At 38.5% G+C, this 16,703-nt stretch carries 13 protein-coding genes and 2 pseudogenes; 7 read left to right on the top strand and 8 right to left on the bottom strand.

The annotated features are described in order from the left end of the window. From L654_RS0110520 to L654_RS0110510, 3 genes are all read left to right on the top strand, one after another. The coding region (locus L654_RS0110520) for a M13-type metalloendopeptidase (RefSeq protein WP_029753573.1) at window positions 1–512 on the top strand (512 nt) is incomplete at its 5' end. Window positions 513–770: 258 nt separating this feature from the next. Next, complete coding sequence (locus L654_RS0110515; protein WP_010555049.1) at window positions 771–1,484, top strand: YebC/PmpR family DNA-binding transcriptional regulator; 714 nt, start codon at window positions 771–773, stop codon at window positions 1,482–1,484. 77 nt (window positions 1,485–1,561) lie between these two features. After that, window positions 1,562–2,851 carry a leucine-rich repeat-containing protein kinase family protein gene (locus tag L654_RS0110510; protein WP_033027794.1) on the top strand — a complete coding sequence of 430 codons (1,290 nt, stop codon included), beginning with the start codon at window positions 1,562–1,564 and terminating at the stop codon, window positions 2,849–2,851. A 77-nt stretch (window positions 2,852–2,928) separates the two neighbouring features. Here L654_RS0110510 and L654_RS0110505 read toward each other — a convergent pair whose 3' ends face one another. From L654_RS0110505 to glk, 6 genes are all read right to left on the bottom strand, one after another. Then, window positions 2,929–4,053: a sterol desaturase family protein gene (locus L654_RS0110505; protein WP_024607975.1), complete on the bottom strand. Its 1,125-nt coding sequence runs from the start codon at window positions 4,051–4,053 to the stop codon at window positions 2,929–2,931. A gap of 212 nt (window positions 4,054–4,265) precedes the next feature. After that, window positions 4,266–5,270 carry a type I glyceraldehyde-3-phosphate dehydrogenase gene (gene gap, locus L654_RS0110500; protein WP_007582622.1) on the bottom strand — a complete coding sequence of 335 codons (1,005 nt, stop codon included), beginning with the start codon at window positions 5,268–5,270 and terminating at the stop codon, window positions 4,266–4,268. A gap of 9 nt (window positions 5,271–5,279) precedes the next feature. Further along, window positions 5,280–5,900, bottom strand: a complete 621-nt coding sequence (eda, locus tag L654_RS0110495) for a bifunctional 4-hydroxy-2-oxoglutarate aldolase/2-dehydro-3-deoxy-phosphogluconate aldolase (RefSeq protein WP_002959756.1) — start codon at window positions 5,898–5,900, stop codon at window positions 5,280–5,282. A gap of 33 nt (window positions 5,901–5,933) precedes the next feature. Next, window positions 5,934–7,784, bottom strand: coding sequence for a phosphogluconate dehydratase (gene edd / locus L654_RS0110490; RefSeq protein ID WP_007582619.1), 1,851 nt, complete (start codon window positions 7,782–7,784; stop codon window positions 5,934–5,936). A gap of 336 nt (window positions 7,785–8,120) precedes the next feature. Next, a complete protein-coding gene (locus tag L654_RS0110485) occupies window positions 8,121–9,134 on the bottom strand; it encodes a LacI family DNA-binding transcriptional regulator (RefSeq protein ID WP_007582617.1) in 1,014 nt (337 codons plus the stop codon). A 36-nt stretch (window positions 9,135–9,170) separates the two neighbouring features. Beyond that, window positions 9,171–10,163, bottom strand: a complete 993-nt coding sequence (glk, locus tag L654_RS0110480; RefSeq protein WP_024599394.1) for a glucokinase — start codon at window positions 10,161–10,163, stop codon at window positions 9,171–9,173. Window positions 10,164–10,452: 289 nt separating this feature from the next. Here glk and L654_RS0110475 point away from each other — a divergent pair, with 289 nt between their 5' ends. Next, window positions 10,453–11,469 (top strand): LacI family DNA-binding transcriptional regulator, encoded by a 1,017-nt coding sequence (locus tag L654_RS0110475; protein WP_007582612.1) that lies wholly within the window; start codon window positions 10,453–10,455, stop codon window positions 11,467–11,469. A 206-nt stretch (window positions 11,470–11,675) separates the two neighbouring features. Here the strand turns inward: L654_RS0110475 and L654_RS0110470 are convergent, their stop codons facing one another. Together L654_RS0110470 and L654_RS1000000128260 are read right to left on the bottom strand one after the other, a co-directional pair. Then, the gene (locus tag L654_RS0110470) at window positions 11,676–14,603 is read right to left on the bottom strand and encodes a TonB-dependent receptor (protein ID WP_024607974.1); all 2,928 of its coding nucleotides are present in this window, start codon (window positions 14,601–14,603) and stop codon (window positions 11,676–11,678) included. 528 nt (window positions 14,604–15,131) lie between these two features. After that, window positions 15,132–15,368 (bottom strand): annotated as a pseudogene (locus L654_RS1000000128260) (hypothetical protein); the annotation flags it as partial. A gap of 12 nt (window positions 15,369–15,380) precedes the next feature. Here L654_RS1000000128260 and L654_RS1000000128685 point away from each other — a divergent pair. The 3 genes and pseudogenes from L654_RS1000000128685 to L654_RS0110455 form a co-directional block, all read left to right on the top strand. After that, window positions 15,381–15,755, top strand: a pseudogene (locus L654_RS1000000128685) (substrate-binding domain-containing protein); the annotation flags it as partial. Between the two features lie 270 nt (window positions 15,756–16,025). Further along, window positions 16,026–16,241, top strand: a complete 216-nt coding sequence (locus tag L654_RS0110460; RefSeq protein ID WP_024607973.1) for a hypothetical protein — start codon at window positions 16,026–16,028, stop codon at window positions 16,239–16,241. 165 nt (window positions 16,242–16,406) lie between these two features. Continuing rightward, entirely contained in the window at window positions 16,407–16,622 is a 216-nt protein-coding gene (locus L654_RS0110455) for a hypothetical protein (RefSeq protein WP_024607973.1), read from the top strand. Window positions 16,623–16,703 lie beyond the last annotated feature (81 nt).

Below are 16,703 nucleotides of genomic sequence, written 5' to 3'. Positions count from 1 at the left end.
GTATTGGCGCTGTAATTGGACACGAAATGGGTCATGGGTTTGACGATCAAGGTTCAAAATCAGATGAAAACGGTGTGCAACGTAACTGGTGGACTGATGCTGACCGCGCTGCATTTGATAAAAAAGCCGATCAACTGGCTGCACAGTACAGTAAATACGAGCCAATCGAAGGTAACTTTGTTAATGGTCGCAATAGCCTAGGTGAAAACATTGGTGATGTAGGTGGCTTATCAATGGCCTATCACGCGTACAAGCTAAGTTTAAATGGTAAAGAAGCGCCTGTTATTGACGGTATTACTGGGGATCAACGTTTCTTCCTTGCGTGGGCACAAGTATGGAAAGAAAAACGTACTGAGCAAAGCATGCTTAACCAACTGCGTGGTGGCACACATGCCCCAGGTCGCTTTAGAGCACAAGCGCCACGTAACCACGATGCATGGTACAAAGCGTTTGATGTAAAACCAGGCGATGAGTTATACCTTCCTGAAGATGAACGTGTACGTATTTGGTAAGTAATACATACTTTTTATTACTTAGTAAGGCAACCTGTTATACAGGTTGCCTTTTTTATTGAGTTAAATTTACAATAATAGATATAATTCCAACGTCTAAATCCCTCGATAATCCCCTCACTAAAATGCACTTTAGATGGACTTTAAACGCTACAGTTTTAATCGGCTTTAATACTTACTAGCCCTTGAATGCATTTACCTTTAGAATACGCATTATAATTTTATTCTATTATTTACATATATTAAGGCGAAACGCAGATGGGAAGAGCTTACCAAAACAAAAAAGATTCAATGGCTAAGACTGCGGGTGCTAAAACTAAAGTTTATTCTAAGTACGGCAAAGAAATTTATATTTGTGCTAAAAACGGCGGTGTAGATCCAGATGGTAACTTATCATTACGTCGTTTAATTGAACGCGCTAAAAAAGACCAAGTACCAGCACACGTTATTGACCGCGCAATCGACAAAGCAAAAGGTGGCGGCGGCGAAGACTACTCAGCAACACGTTACGAAGGTTACGGCCCTGGTAACTGTATGATTATTGTTGACTGTTTAACAGACAACAACAAGCGTACCTTTGCTGATGTACGTGTTTGTTTTACTAAAGCAAATGCTAAAATTGGCGCTCAAAACTCTGTTTCACATTTATTTGATCACCTTGCTATTTTTGTATTTGACGGTGATGACGACGAAGCAGTACTTGAAGCATTAATGATGGCTGATGTTGATGTAACTGACGTAGAAGTTGATGACGGTAAAGTTACTGTTTTTGCTCCTCACACAGAGTACAACAACACACGTACAGCGCTTGAAGAAATGGGCGTGACTGAATTTGACGAAGACCTAATTAGCTTTGTGCCACAAATTGAAACGCCGATTGAAGGCGAAGACGTTGAAGTTATGGAACGCTTTTTAGCCATGCTAGAAGATTGCGACGACGTACAAAACGTTTACCATAACGCGCAATTCTAAAGAGCGATTTAGTAAGTTAGAACGACTTTAAGCCAACAGCTATGTTGGCTTTTTCATTTTTAGAACATGGTATTAATATGAACTCCCTTAAAGAGCTTAAAAGTGGCAAACTTGTTGGCGCTACTCGCCTGCAATTGGTAGAAGAGCTAACGACATTTCCTGAAGAAATTTTTAGTTTAGCTGACACGCTTGAAGTTCTCGATTTATCAAATAATAACTTATCAACACTACCTGATGAATTTGCCTGTTTAACACACCTTAAGCGTGTATTTTTATCGTTTAATCAGTTTAAGCATATTCCTGCTGTGCTGGCTAAATGCCCTGCTTTAATTATGGTCGCGTTGAAGGGTAACCAAATTTCTGAATTTGCTTTAAACAGCCTGCCAAAAAATATTGAGTGGCTCATACTCACCGATAATACGTTAAGCGAATTGCCTGAAGACTTTGGTAATTACACCCAACTTAAAAAGCTCGCGCTTGCGGGCAATCAACTTAAGCAACTGCCAAGTAGCATGGCGCAGTGTAAAAACCTCGAGCTTGTTAGGCTCTCTGCTAATAACTTAACACACGTAGACGACTGGCTGTTTGAACTCCCTAAACTTGCTTGGCTTGCGTTTGCCGGTAACGATTTTAATAAAGCCCAGTGCCTTACAAAGTGCAGCTTAGAAAATAAACCTCTTAACGATTACACGCTTAGTCATGTTATTGGCCAAGGTGCATCGGGCGTTATTCATTTAGCACAAGCTGCTGATAGCGCTGTAGCGATTAAATTATTTAAAGGTGCAATTACCAGCGACGGCTACCCGCTTGATGAAGTAAATTGCTGCTTACAAGCAGACGATCACGCTAATTTAATTAAAGTACTTGCCTACATTGAACAAAGTGATCAGTTAGGTTTAGTGATGGAGCTAATAGATAAAAGCTTTGCTAATTTAGGCCTGCCTCCAAGCCTTGAAACCTGTACGCGTGATACCTTTAACAATGATTGCCATTACTCAACTCAAGCTATTTTAAAAATTGCACAGCAAATGGTAAGTACCTTACATCACTTACATGTTCGTGAAGTAAGTCACGGCGACATTTATGCGCATAACACTATGGTTAACCAAAACCATGACGTTCTGTTTGGTGATTTTGGTGCTGCAACTAATTTAACGATGCTAAGTGAGTATCAACAAAAGCAACTAGAGTGGATAGAAGTAAGAGCTTTGGGCTGTTTAATTGAAGACTTATTAGGCACGGTAACCGGTGATGATAGGCAAAGTGAGCTATTTGGTGAAATGTCCGATATGGCAAAGTGTGCTATGCAACCTTCATTAAATCAAAGACCTACATTTACTGAGTTATTAGAAGAGCTAAATATATAATTGAGTAGAGTCATAAAAAAGAGCAACGTGTAACACGTTGCTCTTTTTTTAGTTTATGTTTATTGAATTAATCGAGCTCATTTAGTGCGCTTAAACGGGTAAACCTGTTGTTTAAGCATACCTACCGGCATGTAATCCCCGACTACGCCATACGCTTGTGGCCACTCTTTTTGGCCTTTAACAGCAGTACCAAACGCGTAATCTAAAAACGAAAAATGCGCAGCGTAATTGCGGTCAATCGCAGCTTTATCTGACGCATGATGCCAATGGTGAAACTGCGGTGTAACCATAAAATACTTTAACCAACCAAATTTAACACGTACATTTGCATGATTAAACACAGCCTGCAAACCCACAATTATTACGTATAAACTAATTATTTGCTGTGAAAATCCAAGTACAAATATGGGTGTGAGCACTAAGCTGCGAGTTACGAGTATTTCAAGAATATGTTGGCGAGAGCCCGCTAACCAATCCATTTCTTTAGCACTGTGATGTACGCCATGAAAGCGCCATAATAAAGGGACTTCGTGATAAGCACGATGCACCCAATACTGCATTAAATCAGCCACGAGTATTATTAAAAACAACTGCACTACAAATGGTGTTTGCTCTATATAACCTTGTACTGTAGATGATACAGCCCAGCCAAAACCATAATGCACAAAGTGGTTAGTAACGAGTAATACAAAACCAATAATTAAATGGTTTACGAAAAAGTGGTTTAAATCGCCTCGCCATTCGCTACGTAATATTTTTTGCTCTTTTCGATGGGGTAGCAGCTTTTCAATAACAATAAATATGAGTGTTGAGCCGAGTAAATCTAAAATAAACCAATCTAGCCCTATGTAAGGTGTGTCGCTAGCAAACTCATTTACCTCAACGTTTGGTCCGCCAAACATAATAGCGAGTAAAATAAAAAACCACGCTGTAGCCCCTAAACGCTTATTGGTATTGCGTACAAAGTTAAGTAATCCTAAACTGCCCGAGACCAATAATGATGCAAACATAAGCTGACGTAAAAAGTCGACACTGTAGCTTTTGCGTAGTTCTGGTGTGGTTAAGTATTCAGGAAAGTGAAACGCTAATACGCCTAAGCAACTCAGTATTGCTAAAAAGCAGGCTATGTAGCCACTTATGTTGCCCTCACCTATCTGAAGATGATTTGTGCGAAATACCTTTCGTGATAAAGCTCTGATCATTTTTATTATTCCTTGCTTCGTTGAGTTAATTAAATACAACGAAATTCCATTGATTTACACACCCACATATTAACAAAATTTAGGGTATAAAAAATACAAATAGTTCCTTCCATAGTCTGAGTTGCAAATATACAGATAAACCAAACGCAAAAAAGCCACGCAGTGCGTGGCTTGGTTGGATAAAGCTAAAACTTTACATCATTAGGGCTGTATTATAAAAACGCACCTAATGCTTTAACTTGGTCTAACATGCGGTTTGAGAAACCCCATTCGTTGTCGTACCAAGCCATTACTTTAACTAAATTGCCATCGGCTTTAGTTTGCGTTGCATCAAAGATAGATGACGCTGGGTTATGGTTAAAGTCGATAGAAACAAGCGGAAGCTCATTATATTGTAAAATATCTTTCATTGAACCCGTTGACGCTTCTTTCATGATTGCATTGATTTCTTCTGCAGTCGTATCGCGCTTAGTAATAAACGTAAAATCAACTAAAGATACGTTGATTGTTGGTACACGTACCGACATACCGTCTAATTTACCAGCAAGTTCTGGTAATACTAAACCAACAGCTGCCGCAGCACCTGTTTTAGTTGGGATCATAGATTGAGTCGCACTACGAGCACGGTATAGATCTGGGTGGTATACGTCAGATAAGTTTTGATCATTCGTATAAGAATGAATCGTTGTCATACTCCCCTTTTCAATACCTACTGTGTCGTTAATTGCTTTTGCAAGTGGTGCTAAACAGTTAGTAGTACACGATGCATTTGAGATGATTTGGCTATCAGCGTTAATTACATCGCTGTTTACACCATGAACCACTGTTGCATCCATATCTTTACCTGGAGCAGAAACGATTACTTTTTTAGCACCCGCTGTAATATGCTTAGCAGCGTCATCACGTTTAGTGAAAAAACCAGTACATTCTAAAACGATATCGACGTTTAGTGCTTTCCACGGTAAATTTGCAGGGTCGCGTTCTTGCGTTAACGTAATTACGTCATCGTCAATTAACATGGTGTTATTTTCAAGTGTTACTTTTTTAGAAAATTGACCATGAACTGAGTCATACTGCGTTAAATGTGCATTAACGTTAGCTGGTGCTAAATCGTTAATTGCTACAATTTTAATTTCGCTGTTTTGAGCTGACTCATAAAGTGCACGTAAAACATTTCTACCGATACGGCCGTAACCGTTAATTGCTACATTAATCATTTTAGACTCCTATTTAAGTTCACTTGCTTGGCGAGCAAGCGCTTCAATTGCTTGCCAGTCTTTATTTTCAATTAGTTGTTTATCTAGCATCCACGTACCACCAACACAAATAACGTTGTTAAGCGCTAAATAGTTCGGTGCAGTTGCTAGGCTAATGCCGCCAGTTGGGCAAAAAGTAATATGTGGTAATGGGCCACCGATTGATTTAAGCATTGCTGTTCCGCCTGCAGCTTCTGCAGGGAAGAATTTTAAATACTTAAAACCATGCGACGCAAGTTGCATAACTTCACTTGCAGTTGCAGCGCCCGGTAAAAATGGTATATCTGATGTTTTAGCTAAAGCAATAAGCTCATCGCTCACACCTGGACTCACCATAAAATCTGCACCTGCGGCAACCGAAAGATCAAAACTTGCTTTATCTACTACCGTACCAGTACCTACATAGGCTTCAGGTACTTCTGCTTTCATCAGCTTTACAGCTTCTGCAGCAATAGGTGTACGAAGTGTTATTTCTAAGGCTTTTAGGCCACCGTTATATAACGCTCTTGCAAGTGGTGCTGCATCTTCTAATTTTTCGATTACAACCACTGGCACTACGGGTGCCGATGCTAAGATTTTTTCAATACTCATTACTTGTTCCTCATTACCCAGTATGGCTAATATTTATTCAAGTCCAAAAGCACTCGCGCCTAAATCGGCACTGCTTACGATATTTCTAAATCCAGTAAATAATTCGCGACCTGTACCAAATGTTGCACTTGGCAGGCTAAGTTCTGCTTCACGTTTAGCAAGTTCTTCGTCGCTAACGTGTACTTTTAATATTCCGTTTGGCGCATCAAGTGTCACTAAATCACCTTCTCGGATTTTAGCAATAATGCCGCCTTCTACTGCCTCTGGTGCTAAGTGAATAGCAGCTGGTACTTTACCTGATGCACCCGACATACGACCGTCAGTAACAATGGCTACTTTAAAGCCTTCATCTTGAAGCGTTGCCATTACTGGCGTTAATTTATGTAGCTCTGGCATACCTTTCGCTTTAGGGCCTTGCTCTTTTAGCACGGCAATAAAGTCTTGGTTTAATTCGCCACGCGTGTATGCATCTTGCAGAGCACTTTGTGAGCTAAATACTTTTGCAGGAGCAGTAACAACCTGATGTTCAATAGCAACAGCTGACACTTTAATAACAGCTTTACCTAAGTTACCCGTTAGAAGTTGCAGACCACCTTGCTTACTAAAAGGGTTACTCACTGGGCGAAGTACTTCTTCATCGTGTGAGTTTGCTGGGCAATCTACCCATTTAACTTTAGTTGGGCCGGTTGAGTTGCTCATGATCAGGCTATCGTCTTTATCCAAACGAGGCTCTGTCATGTAAGGTGCTAAACCATCGCCTAGCATTGTTTTAACGTCTGTGTGTAAGTAACCAGCGCTTGCTAGCTCTCGCATTAAGAAACCCATACCACCAGCTGCTTGGAAGTGGTTTACATCTGCAGAGCCGTTAGGGTAAATACGTGTAAGTAGTGGTACAACTTCTGATAAATCAGACATATCTTTCCACGTAACCTGAATGCCGGCAGCTTTTGCTATCGCAACAATATGAATTGCATGGTTAGTAGAACCACCTGTAGAAAGCAGGCCTACTAAACCGTTTATAATCGTTTTTTCGCTGATCACATCGGCCAAACACGGGCTTTCTTTATCATCTGTAAGCTGCTTAAGCATAGTTTCTACAGCATTACCTGTAAGACCATCGCGAAGCTCAGTGTAAGGATTAATAAACGAACTACCTGGAAGGTGTAAGCCCATTATTTCCATTAACATTTGGTTTGAGTTTGCAGTACCGTAGAACGTACAAGTACCTGCGCTGTGATAAGACGCGCTTTCAGCCTCTAATAAGTCTTCGCGACTTACTAGACCTTGTGCAAATTTTTGACGAATACGTGCTTTTTCTTTATTAGGAATACCTGATTGCATTGGACCTGCTGGTAAAAAGAACACAGGTAAATGACCAAACGACAATGCACCAATTAATAAACCCGGGACGATTTTGTCGCAAACGCCTAAACAAAAAACGCCATCAAACACATCGTGTGAAAGCGATATTGCCGTAGACATAGCAATTACATCACGAGAAAAAAGCGAAAGTTCCATGCCGTCACGCCCTTGCGTAACACCATCACACATTGCAGGAACGCCACCAGCAACTTGTGCTGTAGCATCGTATTTGGTAGCAATGTCTTTAATTAAATCTGGGTAGTCTTTGTATGGCACATGAGCCGATAGCATATCGTTATATGAGTTGATAATAGCAAGATTTGGCTGCTCATCAGCTTTTAAGCGCGCTTTGTCATCACTGCTACATGCAGCCATAACATGGGCTATATTTCCGCAACCTAAACCGGCACGAACTCTTGTTTGTTTTTTTGCGTGCGAAATACGTTCTAAATAATCTTGACGGGTATTTTTACTGCGTTCGATAACGCGCTGGGTAACTTCTTGGATACGAGGATGTAACATAATTTAACTCATCTCTATTAGTTAGAGGATAAAGGCTCAGTAGCAACTACAGACTCCACGTAAATAACTGTACTGAGCATCTTTGATTTACCCGTTCAAAGGTACGCTACCAGGGAGCCTCTCACAACAACCCTGACACCGGTGTCACTGTATTAACGCATAGCAATGACACCGGTGTCAACCCCGGGTAACAAAAATAGTTTAATATTTTAACATGACCGAATAATGACCTAATTGATTTTTAGGCACAAAGTATATTTTAGCAAGTTCAGAGCAAAAAAAAGCCCGAATAAGCGTCACTCATATTCGGGCTACTGTGAAAGTGTTTTTAACTCACTATTTTATCGCAGAGGTAGACTCACGTGTAATTAAGCGCGACTCAAGCGTTACCTGATACGGCTGTTCTTGCGGTTGAGCTATGTGTGAAATAAGTTGAGTTACGGCTTGTTTAGTCATCTCTTCAACGGGCTGTGCAATAGTCGTTAAACCAGGCCAAATATGACGTGCAATGGGTGCATTATCAAAGCCGGCTATTGAAATATCATCAGGCACTTTTAATTGGCGCTGGGTAGCTAATTTTAATACCGCTGCCGCCATGTAATCGTTTGATGCAAATACAGCTGTTGGCCTAGGAGACAAATCTAAAATACTGCGTGCACTATCTACACCTGAGTGATAACTAAAGTTACCCTCCTCTACTAAGCGCTCATCAAACTCTATTCCATGGCTTGCAAGTGAACGCCTGTAGCCTTTAAAGCGTTGTTGCGTGGCACTGTGATCTGGGTGTCCTTTAATAAACGCTATAGATTTATGCCCAAGACTAATTAGATGTTCAGTAATTTCAAATGCGCCTTGCTCATCATTACTACGAACTGAAATAGAATCATCTTGAAGTAAAGCTGACGCAACTCTTGCGTAAGGAATTTTTTTAGATTTTAAAAAAGTAACAAGCTCTGCAAAATCACCAAAAGGAGGTGTTAGCACAATGCCATCTAATCGAGAAGTCTGTAGTAATTGCTCAATATTATTTATAAGGGCTTCACCACGAAATTCACAAGGATGTATCAATAAATTATAGTTATTTTCTTTACATGCTTCTAAAGCACCCGTTTGCACGCGAGTAATGTAGCTTTTACTTGGGTTATCGTAAAGACACCCAATAATAAAGCTACGATTTTGTGCAAGGCCTCGTGCAATTGGATTTGGGGTGTAATCGAGTTCTTTAAATACCGCAAGCACCTTTTCTCGGGTTGCAGCACTAACATTAGGCTCGTTATTTAAAACGCGTGATACGGTTTTTTTAGAAACACCAGCATGACTTGCCACACTGTTTATTGTTACTTTTTTCATCACTCTATTTTTCCAAATGCGAACAAGGAAAGCTCCTTATTTGCTGTTGTGCAAACACGCTGCGGCACCAATTAGTGGAATATTATCTTGTGTTACAAGTATTACAGGAATTTGCCCTGCGTATTGCGACATAATACCCTTTTGAGAAAATCGTTCAACAAAACGACTCTCTAGAAGTCTTGCTTGCATACGAGGCAGTATTCCACCGCCAATAAATAGTCCGCCTAAAGCACCGTAAACAACGGCTAAATCGCCAGCTACACTGCCGATCCAATCACAAAATTGATTAAGCGTTGCATCGCACACAGCACATTCACCGCTATTTGCTAGACTACTTATTTGCGCAGCATCTAAATTTTTAGCTGTTACACCCTTAACCGCAGACATCGCTTTGTATAAATGCGTTATGCCAGGGCCTGAAAATACAGTTTCGATAGAAACATGGGGATGATCTTTACGTAATTCATTTAATAGTAAAGTATCGAGTTCATTAACAGGTGCAAGCGATATATGCCCCCCTTCTGAACTTAAAACAGCGGTAGATTGCGACGTTCTAACTAAGCACGCGGCACCAAAACCAGTACCTGGACCTATAACACCAATGTTAGCATTGTCATCAGCTTGACCTGATTTAACAATGACATTTTGTTTAGGATCTAAGTAAGGAGCCGCATATGCAAAGGCAGCAAAATCGTTAATGACCTCTAGTTGCTGTAAATCAAAATGAGTTTTAAATTCACTAACACTAAAATGCCAACCTAAATTGGTTAAATGTACCTGCCCAGCTTTTATTGGACCTGCAACGGCTAAACATGCGCGTTTAGGTGTAATATGCGAGACTGTTTGTAAATATTGCTCAAGCGCACTTTCAAGTGAACCAAAATTAGCACTAGGAAAAATATTAATGTGCTCTATTACAAATTGGTTAGTATTTTCATTAAAAGCAGTTATTAAAGCAAAGCGGGCATTAGTGCCGCCAACATCAGCAACTAGGATGGGATCAAATTGGGCAGAAGAGTTTAGGCTCATAGTATTATCTCTTTTGTTAAGCGACTCGTGCTTATTATTTTACAATGGTATACCATTGTTATTTATACTTTGAGCTATCACCTCAAAGTAGCTATCACAGTAAAAAATGCTGCCTATAAAATATAAACAGCGAATACGTTTTGACAACAAAATGATAAAACATTTATATTATGACACCGGTGTCAGCCGTTTATCAATAAAAATATACGTTAATTCACAAAAAGCTTGAAATTATTCATTAATAAACGAAAATGACACAATTATTTATCAAATTAATTAAGTTGTAACAATGAAAGGTAAAGCCACCTCATTTGATATTGCCCACTATGCAGGGGTATCTCAATCAACTGTATCTCGCGCTTTACGTAACAGCCATCTTGTTAATGAAGAAACACGTAAGCGTGTTTTCGATATAGCTAAAAAGCTTAATTATAAAGTTGATAAAAATGCCAGCAACTTGCGTACACAACAAAGCAGCACACTTGCATTACTTCTTTTCGAAGACCCTACTTCTGATGAATCACAAATTAATCCTTTCTTTTTAGCCATGCTTGGCAGCATTACCCGTGCTTGCGCTAAAGAAGGTTACGATTTATTAGTATCATTTCAATCGGCCAGTGCTGATTGGCAAGCAGACTATGAAGATAGCCACAGAGCCGATGGTATTATTTTACTCGGTTATGGCGATTACATTGATTACCAACCAAAATTTAACACCTTACTTGAACAAAACACTAAGTTTGTTTGTTGGGGTGCAACGGTTGATAATCGCCCAGATTTAACTGTTTGTTGTGATAACTACGGTGGCGGTAAGCTCGCCGCTGAGCACTTTATTGCTCACAGCAGAACTGATTGCGCTTTTATTGGTGATGCATCTGATCATAGCCCTGAATTCTTTAGTCGTTTTCAGGGCTTTAAAGATGAGCTACTGGCTAACAACGTAAAAATTAACGAGCGTAAAATGGCTAATGCTATATCTACTGAAGAATCTGGGTATCACGCCACTCGCTCACTCATTGCTAATAATATTAAATTTAACGCCTTATTTGCTGCAAGCGACTTAATTGCTATTGGCGCTATACGTGCGCTTAAAGAAGCAAATATTAACGTGCCAAAAGATGTTGCGGTAGTCGGCTTTGATAACATAGCCATTGCTAGTTATGTAAACCCACCGCTAACGACGATAGAGCAAAACACCACTGTTGCTGGGCAAATGCTCGTAGAGAACTTATTAAAACTGATACGTGGTGAAGAAGTGCAAAGTACCCTATTAGCTCCTATTCTAATTCCTAGAAGGTCAAGCTGAGCCTGCCTGATAAAATAAAGCAGAATTAACAAACCATTTTAATTGCCAGTTACAACTACTTAAATTTTATTCAGTATATTTTTATCTATTCATTTCACTTTTCTTTCTGATGTATTCCTATCTCACAAAATTCAAAATTTAAATATAAAAAAAGCCTCTAATGAGGCTTTTTTATTAAACAACTTTTAACTCATACTAACAAGTTATTAGAAATCGTAAGACGCTGATAATTGAATTCTACGAGGAGACTGGTAAGCCTGAGCTAAACCAAATGTAGCATTTCCATCGCCAGCAGCTATTTCTGCAGCTTCGTCGTAACGAGTTTCAGTAGAGGCATCAAATACGTTAAATATATCCATAGCTAAACGAACTTTCTGATCGTTAAAGCGAAGGTTATAAGTAAAGTTAAGATCTAAACGTGCTGTCCATGGTGTAGTACCCATGCTGCCACGAGGGAAACGTTTGTCACCTACGTAGTAAGTATCACCGTATACGTATTGATCAGGGTCTGGAGTATAACCTTGACCTAAAGCAGTCCAAGGACGTCCAGATGCGATATTAACATTAGCACCAATTAGGAAGTCTTCTGTAACAGCAAAAGCACCATAAATTTTAATGTTATGACGACGATCTGCAGGTAGATTACCATTAGCACCATCCATTAAATAAGGGTAATCCCAATCTTGCGTAAGACCAGCATCATCTTGACCATTATCAGATTTAACAAAACCTTCTGTATTACCATAGTTGTGAGACCATGTGTATAGCGCTTTTAAAGACCAAACCTGATCCCATGTTTTTTCTAATGTTAAATCAACTGATGCGTATTTACGCTTAGCTTCCGGGTAACCTAACTCTTGTGCAGTAAAGCTATATTCTTCAGTGGTGCCGTCACCATCAAGATCGAAATTGAAAGTAGCGCCATTACCAGGATTAAATAAGAACCAGTTTTCACCTAAATATTCACCATTTTCATCATTAAAGATATAAGAACCATCATCAATTTGATTACCTAAAACACGGTAAGTTGCTTTGATACCCCATGACCAATCATCATTAATTGCTGCTTGATAACCAATCATATACTCATCGTTATACATTGGTTCAAGATCTTTATCAGATAAGGTATTTGATGGTTTCGCAGTACCGTCACCACCATTAGAAATAGCAGGATCACCTAGCTGAGTACCTAAACCTACAGGAGTACCGTCAGCATTTAACCCTTCAAAGGCATACCAAGTTTGGATAAATGTTTCTGCACCAGCTAAACGAATATTTGTATTAGCTGCTACTGGTAGGTAATAACGACCAGCAGTGAAGAACAACTTACTATCGCCATCTCCATTAATATCCCAAGAACCACCTAAGCGAGGAGCAATTTGATTGTCGATAGAAACAAACTCTTCGCCATCTGCATTGTAGTTAGTAAAACTATCATTACGAAGACCTAATGTTAATGTTAAATCTTCAGTAACTGACCATTGATCTTCAATATAAATAGCCCAGTTTTCTACTTCAAACGAACCGCCATTTTTATAATCGCGTACACGTGTTGTCTTCATTTCTTCAGGTAAGACATAACCATTAGCCAGTCTAGCGCCTTCTTCGTATGTACGATAATAGTAGTAAACGCCACCAGAGTTTTGTGTTGTTGAATCAGCTGTATTAGTTTCAGAATCATAGCCAAATTTTAGCGTATGCTCATCGTTTAGGTAGTAATCAAAGTCAACGCGCAATTGCTCACGTTTATCTTCATTTTCACCAACGGTAAAGTTTACATAACACGTAGTATCCTCACCTAAATCGGCATCATAACCTGTAGGACAATCATCAAAGTCTGAGTAATCAGTTTCTGAAAACTTAACCTGACCATACATTGCTGACATACTTAGGTCATCTGTAAGGTTACCAGTATAACGAACTGCAAAACTTTCTCCGCCTCGCTTATGGTAAGCTGTACCACCATCTTCAGTATAATTACCATTTCCTTCAGGATCTGAAATTGTTTTTTCTGAATAAGTTCGTTTATCACTAAAGCCCCAAAGCATTAGTTGATGATCTTCGTTAATATTCCAATCAAAACGAGCTAGGTAATATGGGTCATCATCTTTTTCAACTGTTAAATCTGTTTGAGATGCATTACCGTATTCGTAGTCATTATCTCTTGCAGTATAAATACCATAGAAAAATAATGTGTCTTCAACTATCGCACCTGAAGCATAAATACTTGTTTCAAATGAATTGTCGTAGTCGTCTTGGTTATTAACATATAAATCACCAATACAGTGCCCGTCTGCATCTTCACAACGATCATTTTGTTTGTAAAGTGAGTTAGGAGCTTGCTCACTTAACGAGTCAGATGAATAAATCGTTTCAACACCAAAGTGGAAATCATTAGAACCAGATTTAGTAACTGATGAGATTAATCCACCGGTAGTACGCCCGAACTCTGCAGAATAACCACCCGTTTTAACTTGGAAGCTATCGTACGCGGTAAATGGGATTGTTGCACCGCCAAGACCATTTCGGAAATTAGTCATATTTAGACCATTCACGTAATAAGCATTTTCAGCTACAGAAGCACCACCAAATGAAGCTTGGTCGCCAAAACGACTGTCCCCTTCAGTTGCGCCAGGCGCAAGCAATGCTACTGAAGTTACTGAGCGAGATATTGGTAGTAGCGATAATTCTTCAGAGCTAATATTTAATGAAGACTCTGATGCAGAAACATCTATTGCACGAATAGAGCCACCTACAACAGCAATTCTTTCGATATTACCCGTAGTTAGTGGAATTTCAATGAGAGCTGTTTTACCTACCCCTATAACAACATCTTTAACTTGAGCTTGGTCAAAACCAGATTGGGATACTGTAATATCATACTTACCTACTGGCACTTGCTTAAGATCAAACTCACCATTTGCATCAGCAGTTAGTGTTTTAGAATAACCTTTGCTTTCATCTGTTATTGTTATTGATGCACCCGCTAATGAAACACCTGACTGAGCCGTTAAGCTACCTTTGATAGCGCCGTTAACGTTATCTGCCATTGCTGGCATTGCCGCACTTAACGTCATTGCAACTGCTGCAGCAGTGAATGAGCGTTTAAATGTCTTAGAAAAATTATGGTTCATTTTTGATTTATCCCTAGATAATTAGATTATTATTTTTTATGTCTTACGTTAAATACTTTATATAACGCCTACTAATTTTAAAGTATTTAACCCCCTTAACGTGTAAGGAGAAACAAATTAATAACACAATAAAAACAAACTTGCCAACAAAATGCGACAGCAATTAACAGGAAAACCACCATAAAAAACAGTAAATTAACAAAAAATCAAGAACAAAACCAAAAAACAAAATAAAAACAAAAAAACAAACATACGGTTTACATTGCTAGTTATTTACAAAACCAACAAAATGAATAAAATGCAGCCTCCATTATTTATAAAAACAACGCCAGAAGCACTATTAAAGAACAATTCTTATACAATTCACTTAAAACCCCCATTAAAATATTATCCCACTTAATTAGCATAAATATTCACACCACATTTCACAACCTATAAACCGTTGCAAAAAACGAAATTTAATTTAGAAAAAAAACGCCTAATTAAGATCTTTTTTTATGTCATATAATTTCAAAACCATTACTTAAACTACTCAGAAACCATCAAATAATGCTCCCAAACTCGTTTACCACTGAGTAACCGTAACAGCTTAATATATTTTGCATGTATCCAGACTTTAGGTGTAGCTGAGTTTGTGTCCTCACCTAATTTATAACCTGCTTTATTTGCACCTATACAATCCCACGCTTATTCTGGTAATAAAATGCCGCTATTAGCAAATTACCCTAATTCTTTTACATAACTATTTTTAATATCAGCTTGTTTACATCATTTAGCGCATTACTTGCTAATAACGTTAAAATAAGAGAGCGAAAAATGGCTAATGCTATACCCACTAAATAATGGAGGTATCACGCCGTTCACTTATCGCTAATAACATAAAATTTAACGCATTGTTTGCTGTAAGCAACTCAGTTGCTATTATTGCTATTCGTGCGCTTAAAGAAGCTAATATAAACGTACCAAAAGATGTTGCAGCAGTCAGTTTGATAGCATAGCCATTGCAAGTTACGTAAACCCACAACTAACTACAATAGATCGAAACACCACTGTTGCTGGGCAAATGTAGTAGAGAACTTATTAAAATTGATACGTGGTAAAGAAGTACAAAGCGCCTTATTAACTCCTATTCTCACTCCTAGAAGATCAAGCGGAGCCTTCTTAATTAAGCAAATACCGATTACATCTGTTCACATTCATTTACAAACAATAAAATCATATAATAAACAGTAAATTAAAAAAAATACTACCTAAAAAACTATACTTTTTCGTCAAAAAAACATCAATTACACACCCCTTAGCAACAGCAAACTGTTAACTGCATTTACTATTTTGTTTCTGCAATGTAAATTTATTGTACCGCTATGATCTTACTTTGTAACTTTATAGCTTAAATAACAATAATATCTCAGGGATTTACATATGTTTAAAACTAAAGCTCTATCAAATGCAATAAGATACTCTTTATTGCTAGGCTCTGTAGCCTTAGCGCCTAACGCGCTAGCTCAAGAAAATGACTTGAATTCAGACGTAGAATTAGAAGAAGAAGCACCTGAACGAATAGTTGTAACAGGCTCACGTATAAGAAAAGCTGAATTTTCAAATGCATCACCAATTCAAATTATCAATGGCGACTAAACTATACTTTTTCGTCAAAAAAACATCAATTACACACCCCTTAGCAACAGCAAACTGTTAACTGCATTTACTATTTTGTTTCTGCAATGTAAATTTATTGTACCGCTATGATCTTACTTTGTAACTTTATAGCTTAAATAACAATAATATCTCAGGGATTTACATATGTTTAAAACTAAAGCTCTATCAAATGCAATAAGATACTCTTTATTGCTAGGCTCTGTAGCCTTAGCGCCTAACGCGCTAGCTCAAGAAAATGACTTGAATTCAGACGTAGAATTAGAAGAAGAAGCACCTGAACGAATAGTTGTAACAGGCTCACGTATAAGAAAAGCTGAATTTTCAAATGCATCACCAATTCAAATTATCAATGGCGACTAAACTATACTTTTTCGTCAAAAAAACATCAATTACACACCCCTTAGCAACAGCAAACTGTTAACTGCATTTACTATTTTGTTT

Source organism: Pseudoalteromonas sp. TAB23, assembly GCF_000498075.1.
Classification (GTDB): domain Bacteria; phylum Pseudomonadota; class Gammaproteobacteria; order Enterobacterales; family Alteromonadaceae; genus Pseudoalteromonas; species Pseudoalteromonas arctica.
Note: the sequence above shows the minus strand (reverse complement) of the source record. Positions and strands in the feature narration are given on the sequence as shown.